This window comes from Burkholderia sp. KL41 (assembly GCF_057005415.2).
Genome location: NZ_CM174447.1, coordinates 1,218,048 through 1,235,061 on the forward strand (window position 1 = coordinate 1,218,048; position 17,014 = coordinate 1,235,061).

Genomic DNA, 17,014 nt, shown 5'->3' on the forward strand with positions numbered 1-17,014 from the left:
GATGACGAAAGCCCAGGCCCAACCTGCCCACGACGAACTCGACGAAGCGAGTGCGTGGCTGCTGCGTCTGCGCTCGGGAGAAGCGAGCCAGGCCGAAGCCGACGCGTTCGAGCGCTGGTGTGCCGATCGTCCGCAGGCCGCCGATCTGCTGCGCGACACCTGGAGTTCGCTGCGCACGGCGGCGACCGAGCTTGCGCACGAGGAGCGGGCGGCCGCTGCCTGGGCAAACGTTGCAAGGCGCGAGCGCACGATGCGCACCGGGCGGCGCGCATTCATCGGTTTCGCGGTCGCGGCCGGCGCGTCGTGGCTCGCGGTACGCCCGCCGATGCAGCTGTGGCCGTCGCTCGGCGATATCGCCGCCGATTACCACACGGGCACCGGCGAACAGCGCAGCGTCGCGCTGTCGTCGCGCGTGACGGTCGAGCTGAATACGCAGACGCGTCTCGACGTGCTGGCCGCGAGCGACGCCGCGCACGGCGTCGAAGTCGTCGCCGGCGAAGCGGAGATCGACGCGGTCGCACCGCCGGCCGGCCGCGCGACGCCGATCCAGCCCGTCACGGTGGTGGCGGGCGGCGGCCGCATGCAGGCGACCGTCGCGCGCTTCAACGTGCGGCGCACGGGCACGCAGGTCTGCGTGACCTGCCTGTCCGGTACGGTCGCGCTCCAGCATCCGCGCGGCGCGCGCATGTTGAACGCCGACGATCAGGTCGTCTACGACGATCGCGGCGTGCAGCCCGTGTCGCGGATCGATCCGGGCGCCGTCAGCGCATGGCGGCGCGGCATGCTGGTGTTCAACGGCGTGCCGCTGTCGGACGTCGTCGACGAGATCAACCGCTACCGGCGCGGCAAGGTCATCCTGCGCCGCGCGTCGCTCGGCGCGAACCGGATGCAGGCGCAGTTCCCGATCACGCGGCTCGACGACGTGATCGACATGGTCGGCCGCCTGTACGGCGCGCACATCACGCGCCTGCCCGGCAACATCGTGCTGTTGAGCTGAGCGGCTTCCCGCGTTTCGTTTCCTCCGTCTTCCCCCTGCGCGCGACGCGTTCGCGTCGCTTGCGGCCGTCCGCGCACTGCGGGTTACGGCCGTCCGATACGACTTGATCAATGAGGGCCGGCAAACGCCGGGCTGTCCTTGATGGCGGCCCGGTGTGACGTCGTCGGACCCGAGGCGTGGGTGGCAAGCGCCCCGGCCGCGCAGCGATGCGCGGTGCGGGGGATGTGTGTCGATGGAGCTTCGGGCGGTGGCGTGATCATGAACGAATCGCAACGGGACACGGATCCCGGCGACGCGAATACGCGCGCCGATGCGATCCGCGAGGGCGCGGTGCGCTGGCTGCTGTGGCTGCGCGCCGGCGATACGACGGAGCAGGAACACGACGCTTTCGCGCGCTGGCGCGCGCAGAGCGACGAGCATGCGCGCACGGTCCGCGAGCTGATCTGGATGTGGGCGCTGCTGGAGGCGGTCGGCCGTCAGGAGCCCGGCGGGTCGACGCGCACGCATTGACATGGCGGCGGTTCGCGCACGCACCGGTGTGGTGCGCGATCGCGTTCGCGCGATGACCCACGGGCGCCGGAAGAAAGTCTGCGGGTTATGCAGGCCCGCTTCGACCTTGTATATGAGAGAGCGAGGGGGCCGTGTAGCAGGACCGTGAGGAGGGGCGGTAAAGCGGAGACCGGGGAACGGGGGCCGGAGACGGCTCCCGGATCACCGTTCACGCATGGCGGCGGCGCGCGTGGCGAGTACGTGCCGGCCGCGTCACGACAACACGGATTCCCGATTCAGGATGGCGACCCGGGCTGCAGGCCCGCGCGTGCGCCGTTCCATGCGGCGTCGAGCGGATCGCCGGCATCGCGCAGCGGCTCGCGCAGAAAGGGAAAGCGTTCGACGAACGATGCGGATTCTTGCAGGGCCACGATATGGTTGACCATCCATTGCAGCAGTTCGCCGCCGTGCCGGACCTGTTCCGGGCGCCAGTCCGGCATTGCCGCGAAGACGGCCGAGAAGCCGCTCCAGCGCGACGGCCGGTCGTTGTCGCCGGGCCGGAAATACGTGTTCATCGCGACGTCGTCCGCATCGGTCAGCGTGCCGACGAACAACCCGTGCGGCGTCGGCACGCCGATCTGCCGCCAGCCTTCCGCGAGCGCGAGCGAGCGCATCACGCGTGCCGCGACGAATGCGATGCGCGTTTCATGTTCGACTTCCGCCAGCGACATCACGCCGTTGCGCTGCATGCAGCGCGCGACCGCGTGCGGCCGGATCACGTTCGACGCGAAGCTGCGCAGCACGAGGTCGGGCACCGTCAGCTGAAGCTGGAATTCGCGCAGCCCGTGCTCGGCGCTCATCGTCGAGAAATTGACGAACAGCCCTTCGGCCCGGCCGAGCGCACCGACGTACGGTTCGAGCCCGAGGCGCGCGAGTTTCGGCGCGATCTGGCGTTCGAGCAGCCGCAGCAGGTTGCGGCGGTTGCGCACGCCCTTGAAATCGTCGATGCCGCGCGTGACGACGTCGCTGATTTCCCAGCGGCGCTCGTCGGCGACGAGCCGCGGGGAGCCGCTCAGGTCGAACCGGGCGCGGCCGTGCGCCACGCGGGGATCTACGTACATGCCGGTGCCTCGTGCATCGATTGCGGGCGGACCGTCGCGACGGCGCGTCGTCGCGCGGATCGGGTCGCCCACGATGCTGCGGTGTCGACCGCGCGCCGTCAAGTGCGAACGCATCGCGACGCACGCGTGCGCGTGCCGTTGCGGCGGCCCGCGCGATCAACCGGACAATGTGGGGTAACCCGATGATGCGCACGATCGTGGAACGCTTTGTCGAGCAGAGCCCGATGACGATCATGGCGCGGCTCGTGCTGCAATGCGCGCTGCACGACGACTGGTTCGGCGCCGCGGCGGACGCCGGCGACGAACCCGACGGCGAGTCGATCCGCGAGGCGCTGTTTGCCCTGGCCGTCGACGCGATCGCGTCGATTGCCGCGCGCCGGCGGATGTCCGATGGCGCGGCGGCTGCTGCGCCGGGGTTGGGTACGGCCGTGACTGCGCTGCACGATTGCATGAGCCGGTGGCGGTCCGGCTGGGGGCGCGCGCTGGTAAAGGACAGCGTCGACCTGCTGCTGCCGGTCGCGTCGGTGCGCGGCGTCGACGGTGCGCGTGCAGTCGACGGGATGCGGCTGCGCGTGCTGGACGGGGCCGGCGAGGCCTGCGCGCCGCGGGCCGGCGGTTGCGACTGCGGGCGCGCGTGCGACGACCCCGCGCGCGATGCGGCGGCGGGCGGTGTGCGCGTCCTGCCGGTCTACGATCCGGATCTCGGGATGATCGTCGACCTGCTGCCGTGCGAGCGGGGTCGGTCGCACGAGCGTGCATTCGTCGGCGCGCTGCTGGAAACGGTTCGACCGGGCGAGCTGTGGATCGTCGACGGGCGCTTCGATACGGATGCGATCCTGTCCGGCTGGCCGCGTCGCGGCGGTGCGCTCGTGCTGCGCGAATACGCCTGCCCGGCGGCGTGCCGGCCGCTTGGCGACTGGCGGGAAGCGGGCGTGTTCGGCGCCGGGCGCGTGCGCGAACAATCCGTCGGGATGGCCGGCGAAGGCGGGGTGTCGGGCGCGTTTCGGCGGATCGAATGGCACGGCGCGGCGGCACCCGGCGACATCGTCACGCTGTTGACCGATCTGCCGGCCGGGCGGTTCGACGCGCCGCAGGTCGTTGCACTGTCGTGCCGGCGCTGGCGTGACGCGTTGCCGCTGGCGCTCGAGCCCGTCGCGGGCGGCGCGCCGTTCGGCGCCGTGCCCGCGCGGGCGGCGCTGCTGGCGAGCGGGATCGCCGCGATTGCCTACAACGCGTTCAGCGTGATGACGCGCGTCGTCGGCGGCACGCTCGATCTCGACGCGCGTGACGTCGAGCGCCTGCCGTCGTTGATCGCCGACGGCGTGGCGGCCACCTACGCGGGCATGATGATCGCGCTGCCGCCGGACTGGTGGCAGCGTTACGACCAGTTGCCCGCGACGGCGCTCGGCCAGATCGTGCGGATGCTTGCCGCGCACGTCGACCCGCGCAGCGAGCGGCGGCGGCGCCGTGACAACCGGCTGTCCGCGAAGTCGCAGGCGATGCTGCGGGCGGCGACGCTCGAGCGCCTGATGCACGACGACGGCGACGATCCGGCCGCGAACGTGTTCAGCCTGCGCACGATCGCAATGGCGACGCGCGACTTCAGCAGCAATCCGTCGAAGGCGCTGCGGCACGCGGGCGAGGCGCTCGTGATGGTCACCAAGTACAACCGGCCGATCGCGCTGCTCGTGTCGATCGACGACTGGAACCGGCTGCTCGGCGAAGTGCGCGAGACGAGCTTCACGCGGCTGTCGTTCGATGCGGCCGCGTCGCCGGGCCTGCGCCCGGTGACGCTGAGCGAATCGCCGTTGAATTAGCGGGCGCCGGCCGCACGTTGCCGGCCCGGCTTGCCGTTCATCGCGCCGGCGCGTGCCGCCCCCGGCTTCAGCTCGTCAGCCGCCGCACCCAGATGACCGACGTCCACGCGAAATTGCCGCTGCCGTAGCGCGCGATCAGCGTGTCGATGCGTGCGTTGATCCGCGCCGAATGCACGCGGCAGTGCACGATGAAATAGCCGCTGTTCACGCCCACGGCGGAGCCGTCCGGCAGCGTCGGGTTGCCGCCCTGCGCGGGCAACAGGTATTCGGCGATGTCGCCGGTGCTGACGAAGTAGGCGGTGGCGCGCCGGTCGACGAGCCGCCTGGCCTGGCTCGCCGACAGCGTCGGAATCGCGGCGACGAGCACGGGTTCGGCCGCGGTGTTCGCGTTGACGACGGTCAGGTCGGGCAGGATCGTGACGAACGGCGCGAGCGCTGCGACCGCATGCGCGTCGTAGCCGGGAATGCGTGCGAGATCGTCGACGGACACGAGCTGCAGCGGCCAGCCGCCCGGGCCGTTCGTGTCGCGCAGCGAGCGCAGCATGTAGTCGGCCGTCGGTTGCGCGAGCGCCGGGTCGAGCGACAGCTGCCCGAGCAGGCGCCGGTACGCCAGCACGCCTTCGCCGTTGGACTGCCACGGCTTGCCGGGCGCGGCGCGCGACACGAGGTTCGTCAGGTTGAAGCGCGCCTGCGCATCCTCGACGCTGCCCGAGATCCACGCGCGCGACAGCTCGGCGTTGACCGTTAGCGCGTCGGACGGCAACAGGTCCGAGAGCGGCACGTCGGCAACCGGTGCCGACCACGTCTGGCCGGCGAACGTGACGTTCGACGTCGCGCTTTGTGCGCGCAGCGTCGCGCGTGCCCATTCGACCGCGGCGCGCTCGATCCACATCGTCTGCGTCGCGAGCCGCTGGTTCTCGACGTCGCGCGTCGCGACCTGCTGGCGCCACAGCACGCTCGCCGCGAGCGTGGCCGCCAGCGCGACGACGAGCAGCACCGTCACGATCGCGATGCCGCGTTCGCGTCGCGCGTGCGCCGTTCTGTCTTTTCCGTATCGATGCATCCGCGTGCCCCCGCAGTGTCGGCGCGGCGCGCTCACACCTCGAACGCCAGCCATGCATGCGCGATGCTCGCATGCGCGGATGACGCGACGCCGAACAGCGCGGCCAGCCCCGCGACCCAGCATGCGAGCGTCGCGGGACGCATGCCGTCGTCGGCAAGCGGGCCGACGAGGCCGGCGATCGCGTGCGACCGCCACAGCAGCAGCACGAACAGCGCGCAGCCGACGGCCATCGAGACCGCGAACATGTGCGCCGCGACCGCCGGGCGCCGCGTGAACGGCGTGCGGTGATGGCGCTGGTTCGTCGCGACGATCGCGACCCCGTTCGCGACGGGCACGATCGCCATCGCGAGCGCCCAGAACAGCGGCTGGTCGCTCGACGGATTGATCAGCAGCAGCGTGCCGATCGTCCAGATCGGCGGCGCGAGCAGCGTGAGCGCGGACCACGACAGCAACTGCCACGCGAGCCACGGCGTGCGCCAGCGCAGCGGCGGATGCGGCGCGACATGAGCGGCGGGCGGCAGCGGCCGGCCGGGCATTCCGGCGGCGCCGGACAACCGCCCGGCGAGCCACCGTACGAGCATCGTGGCGAATGACATGGAGTGTCCTGTCGTTGACGTGTTTCGTTCTCAATAGCTAGGACGAAGCGGGCGCGCGCAAGCCGCAGGATTTCGTGCGTGCCGTTGCGTGCGTCGCGATGCGGCGATGCGCCGTAAACGGTCCCGGCGATCCCGTGCCGTGTTTCACGAGCGTTTCGTGAATATCTTCAGCGGAATGTCACAAAAACTTCCCGGTTGAAACCCGAGGATTGTCGGGCCGCACGCCGGCAAGTCGCGTTTTCGCGCGGGCCGGCCAGACGGCGACACGTTTTCCGGTCGTCCGCGCGCAATGGTGGCACGCTGACGCGCCGCAGGAGACCGGACGACGACACGTACACGAAACGGGGGCCACGCAAGGTCATGCGCTGCGTCTCGCGAGTCTTGCGCGAGGGCGCGGCTGCGCGCGCATTGCAGGCCGCTTGCGTCGACCGCCTGCCCGTGCCGGCGGACCGGTCGACGTCACGCAAAAAAACATTGCGGCAATGCGCGCTTTGTTCCGTCTAGGTAGGTGGGAGCTGCGACTCGGTGTGCCGTATGCGGCCCCGTCCGCGACCGGCGCGCGGGAACACGCGGACGCGCGCATTTTTTCTCATCAGGCGGCGTGAAGCCGACAGGTGCATGACAGTGGAACAGTTCGAGGAAACCCGGCCGGCCGGCGAGAGCGGCGCGCCGACGGACGACGTATCGGCGCGGCAGGCGGAAGCGCTGTCGCCGGTCATCAACCTGCGCGACACGGGGCGCTTCCTGCAGGTGCTCGAGGCGCTCGGGTGCTCGCTGGCCGTGAGCCGCCGCCCGTCCGGCGTGGCCGTGATCGGCGTCGACGACGGTGTGCCCACGCTGTCCGCGTGCCTGTTGCCGCGCTCGATGGGGATGGCCGTGTCGGGCAACCGGCTCGCGGTCGCGACGATGCACGAGCTGATGGTGTTCGCCAACGTGTCGACACTCGCGCCGCGCTATCCGCTCCGCCCGGATCATTACGACGCGATGTTCGTGCCGCGCATGTCGTACTACACCGGCGATCTCGACCTGCACGACATGGCGTTCGACAAGCACGTGCTGCTCGCGGTCAACACGCGCTACTCGTGCATCAGCGTGATCGACGGTTATTTCAATTTCACGCCGATCTGGCAGCCGCCGTTCGTGACGGAGACCATGCCCGACGATCGTTGCCACCTGAACGGCATGGCGTTCGCCGACGGCAAGGTGCGGTTCGTGACCGCGCTCGGCATGAGCAACGAGCCGTTCGGCTGGCGGAGCGGCATGGCCGGCAGCGGCATCGTGATGGAGGTGCCGTCCGGCCGGGTCGTCGCGTCGGGACTGTCGATGCCGCATTCGCCGCGTGTGATCGGCGGGCGGCTGCATGTGCTCGAAGGCGGTCGCGGCCACGTGCTGCAGATCGATCCGCAGTCCGGCGCGCGGCGCGTGCTCGCGAAGCTGCCGGGCTTCACGCACGGTCTCGCCGAGTACGGCGGCGTGCTGTTCGTCGGGCTGTCGAAGCTGCGCGACAAACGCGGTCCGCAGGGGTTGCCGATCGAAAGCGAACCGGATGTGCTGGTCGCGGGTGTCGCCGCGCTCGACGCGCGCACCGGCGACGTGCTCGGCATCCTGCAGTTCTTCAACGGCGTCGACGAGATCTTCGACGTGCAGGTGATCCCGAACGTGCGACGTGCCGAAATCCTCAGCCCGCATCAATGGGCCGAGACGCCGTCGATCGTGACGATGCAGGGCGGCTTCTGGCAGACGCGTCCGCGCGAGGACGATGAACCCGCGAACGCGGTGGAGTAGGCGTGATGACGATCGATCGTTGCGGGTTTCCCGGCGTCGTTTCGTCCTTATCGGTAGACGGAGCGTGCGCAGGGGGGAGAGCGTCGCCGCGGGCCGGCGGGGTGTTGTGGCTCACGGGGCTGTCGGGCGCGGGCAAGACGACGCTGGCCGATGCGGTGGCGGCGCAACTGCGCGACCGATCCGTGCATCCGGTGGTGCTCGACGGCGACCGGCTGCGGACGGGGCTGAATCGGGATCTCGGCTTTACGGTGCAGGACCGTTTCGAGAACGTGCGGCGCATCGCCGAAGTCGCGGCACTGACGAGCGAATCGGGCGCGCTTGCGATCGTCGCGGTCATTTCGCCGCTCGCGGCGATGCGCGATGCCGCGAGAGCGATCGTCGGGCCGGCATTCCGTGAAGTGTATGTGAGCACGCCGCTCGCCTGCTGCGAGGCGCGGGATCCGAAAGGGCTGTATGCGAAGGCGCGGCGCGGCGTGCTGCCGGAATTCACCGGTGTTTCGGCGCCGTACGAGCCACCGGTCGAAGCCGATCTCACGATCGACACCGGCCGCGCGTCGCTTGCGATGTGCGTCGACACGCTGATGCGGTTCGCCATCGCGCAGTTCGGTGGTGCGGCCGATGCGCAGGCGTCGCCGATGCGGCACGGCTGAGACTGGATCGATAGCCGGAAATAGTATTTCGCGATTCATGCTAAGGATGACGAATAAATCGTCATCAAAGTGAAACAGGCAACTGATAGCGGAGCGGGCGGCAGTTCGCGACGGCTTCGCTTCGATCCGGAACAACAAAGGGGAATGGCGCATGCCGCCGAGAGTAGACCGCAAGTCACGCGAACGATGGCGGCTGAACTGCCGATGCCTGGCGGGCGTCGTGCTGGCCGGAGGGGTGGGCCTCGCACCGGGCGTTCATGCGCAGGAAGCCGTGCCGGCCGCGAAGGCGGCACCGGCCGCGCCGCAGTCGTTCGACGTGAATGCCTTCGTGGTGCGTGGCAACACGACGTTGCCGACGCTCGAGATCGAGAAGGCCGTGTATCCGTTCGAAGGGCCGGGCCGCACGCTCGCCGACGTGAACGCGGCACGTGACGCGTTGCAGAAGGCATACCAGGATCGCGGCTACCAGTCGGTCGTCGTCGAGCTGCCGCAGCAGCAGGTGAAGAACGGCGTGATCCTGCTGCAGGTGACCGAGGCGAAGGTCGGGCGCCTGCGCGTGGACGGCGCGAAATACAACTCGCCGCAGAACATCCGCGACGCGGTGCCCGCGCTCGCCGAAGGCCGGGTGCCCGATTTCAACCAGGCCCAGCAGCAGCTCACCGACCTGAACCGCTCGGCGGACCGCCAGGTGATTCCGGTCCTCAAGCCGGGCGCGTTGCCGCAGACGGTCGACGTCGACCTGAAGGTCGACGATCACAGCCCGCTGCACGGCTCGCTCGAACTGAACAACGACAACAGCCCGGGCACGTCGACGCTGCGCACGACCGCGAGCCTCAGCTATTCGAATCTGTGGCAGCTCGGCCACGTGATTTCCGGCACCTACGTGATCGCGCCGCAGCATCCGAACGATGCGCGTGTCTACGCGTTCTCGTATCTCGCGCCGATCAAGGATTCGCGCTGGAGCTTCCTCGCGACCGTCGTGCATTCGGACAGCAACGTCGCGTCGGTCGGCAACACCAACGTGCTGGGCAAGGGCACCACCTACGGCTTCACCGCGATCTATTCGCTGCCGGCGACGGAGACCTACGCGCATTCGGTCAGCATCGAGATCGATCGCAAGCATTACGACGAGGACGTGTCGCTGCCGGGGCAGGGCGGCTCGACGGCGCCGCTCACCTACGTGCCGGTGACGCTGTCGTACAACGGCCAGTTGAGCCTGAAGAACTCGCAGACGTCGTTCTCCGCGTCGCTGACGACGAACATCCGCGGCCTCGGCAGCGACTGGGGCGCATGGGACAACAAGCGCTACAACGCGACGCCCGATTTCGTGTACGGCAAGTTCGACGTGAACCACACGCAGCGCTTCGCGAACGACATGCAGGCCAACGCGCACGTGAACGCCCAGATCTCGAACTCGCCGCTCGTGTCGAGCGAGCAGTTCGCCGCGGGCGGGATGAACAGCGTGCGCGGCTACATGCAGGCCGAGGACACGGCCGACAGCGGCGTGATCGCGTCGCTCGAGCTGCGCAGCCCGTCGCTCGCGAAATGGCTCGGCGGCGCGGTCGGCAGCCGCGTGAACGAGTGGCGCTTCCACGCGTTCTTCGACGCGGCGCACCTGTGGCTGCTGAGCCCGCTGCCGGAGCAGACGGCGCGCTTCAACCTGATGAGTGTCGGCGTCGGCACGCGGGTGCAGATCATGAAGTATGCGAGCGCGGATTTCGAGGCCGGCTGGCCATTGAAGGCGGGCGTCTATACGCGGCAGTACAGCCCGCGGTTCGATTTCTTCGTAAGGCTGGGGTTCTGACGGTTTTTTTGATCGTGCCGGGGCGATGCGACGAGCGCGGCGCCCGCACATTCGGGGAGTGGATCGTGAAGCGAGTCTTGGTTTTCCTGTTGGCAGTGATGCTCGGCGTGCTGCCCGGCATCGCGAACGCATGGTGGCAGAACGACTGGTCGTACCGGAAGGCGATCACGATCGACGCGAGCGCGAAAGGCGCGAACCTCGCGGAGTCGGCCGGCCGCGTGCCGCTGCTGATCCGCCTGCACTCGGGCAATTTCCAGTTCGACGGGCTGGCCGACAACGGCGCCGACATCCGCTTCGTCGCCGGTGACGACAAGACGCCGCTGAACTACCACGTCGAGCAATACGATCCGGTGCTCGGTGTCGCGCTGATCTGGGTCGACGTGCCGAAGATGCCGGCCGGCGCCGCGGAGTCGATCTGGATGTACTACGGCAACAAGAAGGCGCCCGACGGCAGCAAGCCGGCCGAGACGTTCGATGCCGACTACACGCTCGTCTACCACTTCAACGGTGCGGCGGGTACGCCGCCGAAGGACCTGACCGCATACGGCAACCACGCGCCGAACGCGTCGTTCCGCACGGTCGAGGACGGCATCGTCGGCAAGGGTGCGCGCTTCGACGGTACGGGGTCGCTGACGTTGCCGGCAAGCGCATCGCTGAATGTGGCGGCCGGCGGCAGCTTCACGTTCAGTGCGTGGGTGAAGCCGTCGGCGCTGGCGCCGAACACGCTGCTCTACAGCCGCCGCGATGGCGCGAATGCGCTGCTGGTCGGCCTCGACAACGGCGTGCCGTTCGCGGAAGTCCAGGGCGCAGCCGGCAATCCGGCACCGGTGCGCACGCCGGCCGCCTCGCCGGTCGCCGCGAACCAGTGGACCTATCTCGCGGTCACGGCCGACGGCAAGAACCTCACCGTCTACGTGAACGGCAAGCAGGCCGCGCAAGTCGCGGCGACGCTGCCCGCGTTGACCGGCGCGGCGACGGTCGCGGCGGACGCGCCGGGCGCGCCGGCCGGGTTCGCCGCGTATGCGGGCGCGCTCGACGAGCTGCGCCTGTCGAAGATCGCGCGCTCGCCGGCCGCGATCGCGGTCGACGCGCTCGCGCAGGGCTCGGAATCGAAGCTCGTCGCGTATGGCGCGGACGAGAAGCAGTCGGGCTTCGGCTTCGGCTATTTCGGCGTGATCGTGCAGTCGGTGACCGTCGACGCGTGGGTCGTCATCACGATCCTGCTCGGCATGGCGCTCGTGTCGTGGATCGTGATGTGGACCAAGGCGCGCTACGTCGGCACCGTCGACAAGGCGAACCAGTATTTCGTGCAGCGTTTCCGCGAAGTGGCGGGCCGCCACCTGGTCGGTCTCGCGCATGTCGACGAAGCGAGCGCCGACGGCCGCCGGCTGTACCAGTCGTCGCTGTACCGGCTGTACAAGGCCGGCGTGCATGAAATCCACAGCCGCGTGGACGGCAACGGCCGCACGGTGATCACGTCCGAATCGATCGAGGCGATCCGCGCGTCGATGGATGCGACGCTCGTGCGCGAAAACCAGCGGCTGTCGAAGTCGATGGTGCTGCTGACGATCGCGATCTCGGGCGGCCCGTTCCTCGGGCTGCTGGGCACGGTGGTCGGCGTGATGATCACGTTCGCGGCGATCGCGGCGGCCGGCGACGTCAACGTGAACGCGATCGCGCCGGGTATCGCGGCCGCGCTGCTCGCCACCGTCACGGGGCTGTTCGTCGCGATCCCCGCGCTGTTCGGCTACAACTACCTGCTGATCCGCAACAAGAACGTGACCGCGAACATGCAGGTGTTCGTCGACGAATTCGTCACGCGCCTCGCCGAAGCGCACCGCGCGCCCGACCACGCGGTGCTGGCCGACTGACCGCATCGCACGCAGGAGACCACCATGCAGGTTCAGGACGACGACAAGCCGTACGACGACATCAACATCACGCCGATGCTCGACCTCGCGTACGTGCTGCTGATCATCTTCATCATCATGACGACCGCGTCGGTGCAGGGCATCAAGGTCGATCTGCCGAAGGCGAGCTCGTCCGCGAGTCTCGCGAAGCCGAAGACGAAGGCGATCACGGTCGCCGATTCGGGGCAGGTGTTCCTCGACGCGTACCCGGTGACGATGGACGAGCTCGAAAGCCGGCTGCGCACCGAGAAGGCGACCAATCCGGATTTCCCGATCGTGCTGAAGGGCGACGCGGCCGTGCAGTACCAGAAGGTGATGGACGTGCTCGACCTGCTGCGCCGCCTCGACCTGTCGCAGGTCGGCCTGGTGACCGGCAAGGCGAAGCAGGGCGGCTGACGCGATGGAGATGACCTACAACGGCGGCCCGCCGGACAAGGGCCCCGGCCGCTACGTGAAGCCCGTTGCGATCGCGCTGGTGCTCGCGGGCGTGGCCGCGCTGATCTGGCATTTCGCGGGCGATACCGCGGGCGTGAAGCGCGTGAGCGCGCCGCAGGTGACGACGGTGATCCCGCTGCCGCCGCCCCCGCCGCCGCCGAAACAGAAGCCGCCGCCCGAGAAGGTGAAGGAAGAGGTCAAGACGCCGGTCGAGCGGCCGACGATCGCGCCGAAGCCGTCCGAGGCGCCGAAGCCGTCGGACAACCAGCCGAAGCAGATGACGATGAATGCCGATGCGCAGGCGGGCACCGACAACTTCGGCATCGGCGCGGGCGATGGCTCGGGGATGGTCGGCAGCGGCGGGGGCGGCGGGGCGTTTGGCAGTGACGGTTACTCGCAGTATCTCAGCAATGTTTTCCAGCGCGCGGTTCAGCAGGACAAGCGCGTGCAAGAGGCCGGCGGAAGTCGATATACGGTCCGCCTGAATCTGTGGCTGGACCCAGCCGGGCACATCACGAAGGTCGACATTACGCAATCGACCGGCGATCCGAGGCTGGATGCAGCGATCGTTGCGTCGATCGAGTCGATCGGCAAGATCGACGAACCACCGCCTCCCGGCGTGCGCTATCCGAAGTGGGTGACTCTGACCGGACGGAGCTAGATGAGGGCGGTACGGGAATCACGGGGCGGGTCCGGCGAGAGGGCTGTGCCAAGGAAAATACAGTAGATACGCGGAGAGCTGGAATGATTCGGAAGAAGAGAAGTTGTGGTGAGCGTGACGGCAACGAAGGACTGCAGACGAGGCGCTCGCGTGTCAGTGCCACCGTGGTCATGCTCGGGCTGACGTGCGCGTCCGCCGCGCACGGGCAATCGCTCGAGGCGCAGGCGGCATCGGGGAAAGCCGCGCCGACCGAGAGCGTGGTGATCAACCTGATCAACCTGCTCGTGAAGCGCGGCGTGCTCACGCAGCAGAACGCGAACCAGCTGATCAGCGAGGCACGCACGGAGGCCATGCAGGCGCGGTCGGCACGCGCGTCGGGTGCGCCGGTCGTGGCGGGCGGCGTGGTCAACCCGCCGACGCAGCCGGGCGACGTCGCGGTGCCGTACGTGCCGCAGCTCGTGCGCGACCAGATCCGCGACCAGGTGAAACAGGAAGTCGTCGCGCAGGCGAAGGCCGAGAACTGGGCGCAGCCGAACACGTTCCCCGATTGGGTGTCGCGCATCAAGCTCGACGGCGACTTGCGCGTGCGTGACGAGTATCACTTCTACGGCAGCCGCAACGCGAACAACGTGACGAACTTCGCGGCGATCAACCAGGGCAACGGGTTCGACATCAACTCGAACACCAACACGACGCAGCTGCCGACCCAGAACACCACGCAGAACCGCAACAACCTGCTGCGCTACCGCGCGCGGCTCGGCGTGACGGCAACGCTGTCCGACGAGATGATCGCCGGCCTCCAGCTCGCGAGCGGCAACGACAACGGCCCGGTTTCGACGACGGGAACGGCCGGGGGCGGCTGGGGGAAGAAGAACATCTGGCTGAACAAGGCGTTCTTCGCGTACAGGCCGACGTCGTGGCTGAACCTGACGGCCGGCCGTTTCGACAACCCGTTCTTCAAGTCGGACCTGGTGTTCTCGGACGACCTGATGATGGACGGGCTCGCCGCGAACCTGCGCCATGCGCTGCCGTGGAATCCGGACGTCACGCTGTTCGGCACGCTCGGCGTGTTCCCGATCCAGTACACGAGCGAGAACTTCCCGTCGAACAGCACCGACAAGGCCGGCAGCGACACGAAGTGGATGATCGGCGCGCAATTCGGCGCCGACTGGAAGATCGATGCGAAGAACCGGCTGCGTGGCGCCGTCGCGTATTACGACTTCCAGAACATGCGCGGCACGCTGTCGTCGCCGTGCGCGCTGTATCTCGGCGCGACGAGCTGCAGCACCGACAACGAGGCGCCGGCATTCATGCAGGGCGGCAACACGCTGATCGCGCTGCGCAACATCGTGCAGAACCCGAACCTCGCGCCGGGGATGACGCCGCAGCCGCAGCTTTTCGGTCTCGCGTACAACTACCGGCTACTCGACCTGAAGGCGCAGTGGGATACGGTCGTCGCCGACCGCTTCAAGCTGCGCCTCGACGGCGAATACGTGCGCAACCTCGCGTACAACGACAACAAGGCGTTCGCGGGGGCGTCGCTGCCGGTCAACAACTACGAGTCGACGTCGGTCAACGCGACGCGTGCCGACTACCGCAGCGGCCCGAACGGCTTCCTCGCGAAGGCGACATTCGGCGAGCCGGAGCCGCGCGAGAAGGGCCAGTGGAACTTCTCGATCGCATACAAGTACCTGCAGCCGGACGCCGTGCTCGACGCGTTCAACGATCCCGACTTCCACCTGGGCGGCACCAACGCGCGCGGTTACGTGCTCGGCGCCGCCTACGCGGTTGCACGGGACACGTGGGTGTCGGCCCGTTACCTGAGCTCGAAGGAAGTGTACGGGCCGCCGGTATCGATCGACGTGCTGCAGATCGAGCTGAATGCTCGCTTCTGACCGGAGCCGGGGATGAATACGACCACTCGCACGATGCTCGCGGCCGCCCTGGCCGGCACGCTGCTGTCCGCGGCCGGCGGCGCGCATGCGCAGAGCATCGAGGACAAGCTGCGCAGCCAGTTGCGCTCGACCGTGCAGGAGCTGCGCCAGTTGCAGGACAGCCAGGCGCAGTTGCAGAGCGACAAGGCGGCGGCCGAGAAGCAGCGCGACGACGCACTTGCGCAACTGAAGGCGATGCAGGGGCAACTGGCGGCCGCGCGCGGCGACTCGGGCGCCGAGGCCGCGGCGAAGCGCGCGCTTGCGCAGGAACGGGCGGGCCGCGAGCAGGACGCGAAGTCGCTGGCGAAATACAAATCGTCCTACGAGGACCTGCTGACCGTGTCGCGAGCCCGCGATGCGCAGCACACGCAACTGCAGAAGGACGTCGCCGCGCGTGACACGCAGCTGAAAACCTGCCAGGCACACAATGCCGAGCTGTATCGCGTGGGGCACGAGATTCTCGACGCGTACGAGCACGTCGGCATCGGCACGCTGTTCTCGTCGCGTCAGCCGTTCGCGCAGTCGGCGCGTGTGAAGTACGACGACCTCGCGCAACGCTACGGCGATGCGCTGTACGCGGGCAAGTACGATCCGGCCGCGCGGCCGGTTGCCGCCGCGCCGGCACCGGCGTCGGCGTCGGCCGCTTCGGCCGCTTCGGCGAACGCGCAGTGAGCGCGCGGCCCGCAACCGGGATTGAACCGATCGATTCGTTGAACATGGGGAAGACAGACATGCAAGACAAGCAACCGAACGCCGGCGACGAACGCGCGGCACACGACGCGCCGATCGAAGCGATCAGCGCCGACCGTCTCGCCGACGTGCTGCGCCGTGCGGGCTATCGCGTGACGGCGGCCGAGCAGAACGGCGCGGTGCAGCTGATGAGCGCGAGCCAGGGCATCGGCTTCGCGGTGCGCTTCGGCAACCCGGCTGCCGCGCTCGCGCCGCAGGGTGCCGATGCAACGCCCGCCGCGCTGCCGTACATCGATTACACGCTGTCGTGCGTGCTGCAGGTGCAGGGTGAATTGCCGGCCGAGCTCGTCGCGGACTGGAACCGGACCAAGCGCTTCGCGCGTCTCGCGAGCCACGGGCAGTTTCTCGCGCTGGAAATGGACGTGATCGTCGCGGGCGGCGTGTCCGAGCGCTACCTGCGCTCGACGATCGAGCTGTGGGACCGGCTGATCCAGGAATTCCTGCTGCACCTGCGCAACCGTCCCGCGATGGCCGGGCAGGAAGCGGCGGCGCGTGCGGCGGCCGGCGACCAGGCACGCGCATCGACCGCCGGAGCGGCCACGGCAGCAGTCGAGGCTGCCGCGCAGTGACGCGCGCCGGCAGCCGGATCGGCGCCATGCTGCGTGCGTGGTTGCCGGGCCGCGCGCGGCACCACGCGAAAGCCTCGGCCGCGGGCGATGTACCCGCCGCGTGGGGCGCGTATGCACAGCGCATCGCGCAGTGGCTGCAGGCGACGCTCGACGACGAAAGCGACGACGCGGCGGTTTGCAGCCTGCGCGCCGGCATCGAGCGCTGGGCCGGCGAACGGGCCGATGCGGGCGACGACCGTCCCGTGCTGCCGGTGCGCGCGTGGCTCGACCGGTACGGGCACGTGACGCGCATCGACAGCGGTGCGGCCGGGCAAGCGGCGCTCGACGCGGCGCTGCACGCCGCACTCGTCGGCCGGGCGGTCGGCGCGGCGCCGCCACGCGGGATGGCGCAGCCGCTCGTCCTGCGCATGACGCTGACGGACGCGCGCTGACG

16 protein-coding genes are annotated in these 17,014 nt (G+C 69.0%); 13 read left to right on the forward strand and 3 right to left on the reverse strand.

Going from position 1 to position 17,014, the window contains the following annotated elements; all coding sequences use genetic code 11:
* Window position 1 precedes the first annotated feature (1 nt).
* Both PQB87_RS23005 and PQB87_RS23010 read left to right on the forward strand, forming a co-directional pair.
* Window positions 2-997, forward strand: a complete 996-nt coding sequence (locus PQB87_RS23005) for a FecR family protein (protein WP_048022651.1) — start codon at window positions 2-4, stop codon at window positions 995-997.
* A 258-nt stretch (window positions 998-1,255) separates the two neighbouring features.
* Window positions 1,256-1,507 (forward strand): FecR/PupR family sigma factor regulator, encoded by a 252-nt coding sequence (locus PQB87_RS23010; RefSeq protein WP_226127149.1) that lies wholly within the window; start codon window positions 1,256-1,258, stop codon window positions 1,505-1,507.
* A gap of 275 nt (window positions 1,508-1,782) precedes the next feature.
* Here the strand turns inward: PQB87_RS23010 and PQB87_RS23015 are convergent, their stop codons facing one another.
* Window positions 1,783-2,607, reverse strand: coding sequence for a hypothetical protein (locus PQB87_RS23015; RefSeq protein WP_489243937.1), 825 nt, complete (start codon window positions 2,605-2,607; stop codon window positions 1,783-1,785).
* A 182-nt stretch (window positions 2,608-2,789) separates the two neighbouring features.
* On the opposite strand from PQB87_RS23015, the gene PQB87_RS23020 reads away from it, so the two are divergent.
* The gene (locus PQB87_RS23020) at window positions 2,790-4,424 is read left to right on the forward strand and encodes a type II toxin-antitoxin system Phd/YefM family antitoxin (protein ID WP_489243938.1); all 1,635 of its coding nucleotides are present in this window, start codon (window positions 2,790-2,792) and stop codon (window positions 4,422-4,424) included.
* A gap of 67 nt (window positions 4,425-4,491) precedes the next feature.
* On the opposite strand, the gene gspK is transcribed toward PQB87_RS23020, so the two are convergent.
* Both gspK and PQB87_RS23030 read right to left on the reverse strand, forming a co-directional pair.
* Window positions 4,492-5,487 (reverse strand): type II secretion system minor pseudopilin GspK, encoded by a 996-nt coding sequence (gene gspK / locus PQB87_RS23025; protein WP_489243940.1) that lies wholly within the window; start codon window positions 5,485-5,487, stop codon window positions 4,492-4,494.
* 32 nt (window positions 5,488-5,519) lie between these two features.
* Complete coding sequence (locus tag PQB87_RS23030) at window positions 5,520-6,083, reverse strand: hypothetical protein (protein ID WP_060061444.1); 564 nt, start codon at window positions 6,081-6,083, stop codon at window positions 5,520-5,522.
* A gap of 618 nt (window positions 6,084-6,701) precedes the next feature.
* Here PQB87_RS23030 and PQB87_RS23035 point away from each other — a divergent pair.
* The 10 genes from PQB87_RS23035 (at window position 6,702) to PQB87_RS23080 (ending at window position 17,012) form a co-directional block, all read left to right on the forward strand.
* A complete protein-coding gene (locus tag PQB87_RS23035) occupies window positions 6,702-7,868 on the forward strand; it encodes a TIGR03032 family protein (protein WP_489243942.1) in 1,167 nt (388 codons plus the stop codon).
* Window positions 7,869-7,969: 101 nt separating this feature from the next.
* A complete protein-coding gene (gene cysC, locus PQB87_RS23040) occupies window positions 7,970-8,518 on the forward strand; it encodes an adenylyl-sulfate kinase (RefSeq protein WP_489243943.1) in 549 nt (182 codons plus the stop codon).
* 151 nt (window positions 8,519-8,669) lie between these two features.
* Window positions 8,670-10,322 (forward strand): ShlB/FhaC/HecB family hemolysin secretion/activation protein, encoded by a 1,653-nt coding sequence (locus PQB87_RS23045; RefSeq protein WP_226144168.1) that lies wholly within the window; start codon window positions 8,670-8,672, stop codon window positions 10,320-10,322.
* A gap of 65 nt (window positions 10,323-10,387) precedes the next feature.
* Entirely contained in the window at window positions 10,388-12,193 is a 1,806-nt protein-coding gene (locus PQB87_RS23050; protein WP_489243944.1) for a DUF2341 domain-containing protein, read from the forward strand.
* A gap of 24 nt (window positions 12,194-12,217) precedes the next feature.
* Window positions 12,218-12,628: an ExbD/TolR family protein gene (locus PQB87_RS23055; protein ID WP_175829867.1), complete on the forward strand. Its 411-nt coding sequence runs from the start codon at window positions 12,218-12,220 to the stop codon at window positions 12,626-12,628.
* Window positions 12,629-12,638: 10 nt separating this feature from the next.
* Window positions 12,639-13,328 carry a cell envelope integrity protein TolA gene (locus PQB87_RS23060; RefSeq protein WP_244111493.1) on the forward strand — a complete coding sequence of 230 codons (690 nt, stop codon included), beginning with the start codon at window positions 12,639-12,641 and terminating at the stop codon, window positions 13,326-13,328.
* Between the two features lie 83 nt (window positions 13,329-13,411).
* Window positions 13,412-15,223, forward strand: a complete 1,812-nt coding sequence (locus PQB87_RS23065; protein WP_175829869.1) for a putative porin — start codon at window positions 13,412-13,414, stop codon at window positions 15,221-15,223.
* A gap of 12 nt (window positions 15,224-15,235) precedes the next feature.
* A complete protein-coding gene (locus PQB87_RS23070; RefSeq protein ID WP_489243946.1) occupies window positions 15,236-15,934 on the forward strand; it encodes a hypothetical protein in 699 nt (232 codons plus the stop codon).
* 59 nt (window positions 15,935-15,993) lie between these two features.
* Complete coding sequence (locus tag PQB87_RS23075) at window positions 15,994-16,581, forward strand: YbjN domain-containing protein (RefSeq protein WP_059588530.1); 588 nt, start codon at window positions 15,994-15,996, stop codon at window positions 16,579-16,581.
* 26 nt (window positions 16,582-16,607) lie between these two features.
* A complete protein-coding gene (locus PQB87_RS23080; RefSeq protein WP_489243948.1) occupies window positions 16,608-17,012 on the forward strand; it encodes a hypothetical protein in 405 nt (134 codons plus the stop codon).
* The last annotated feature ends 2 nt before the right edge of the window (window positions 17,013-17,014 follow it).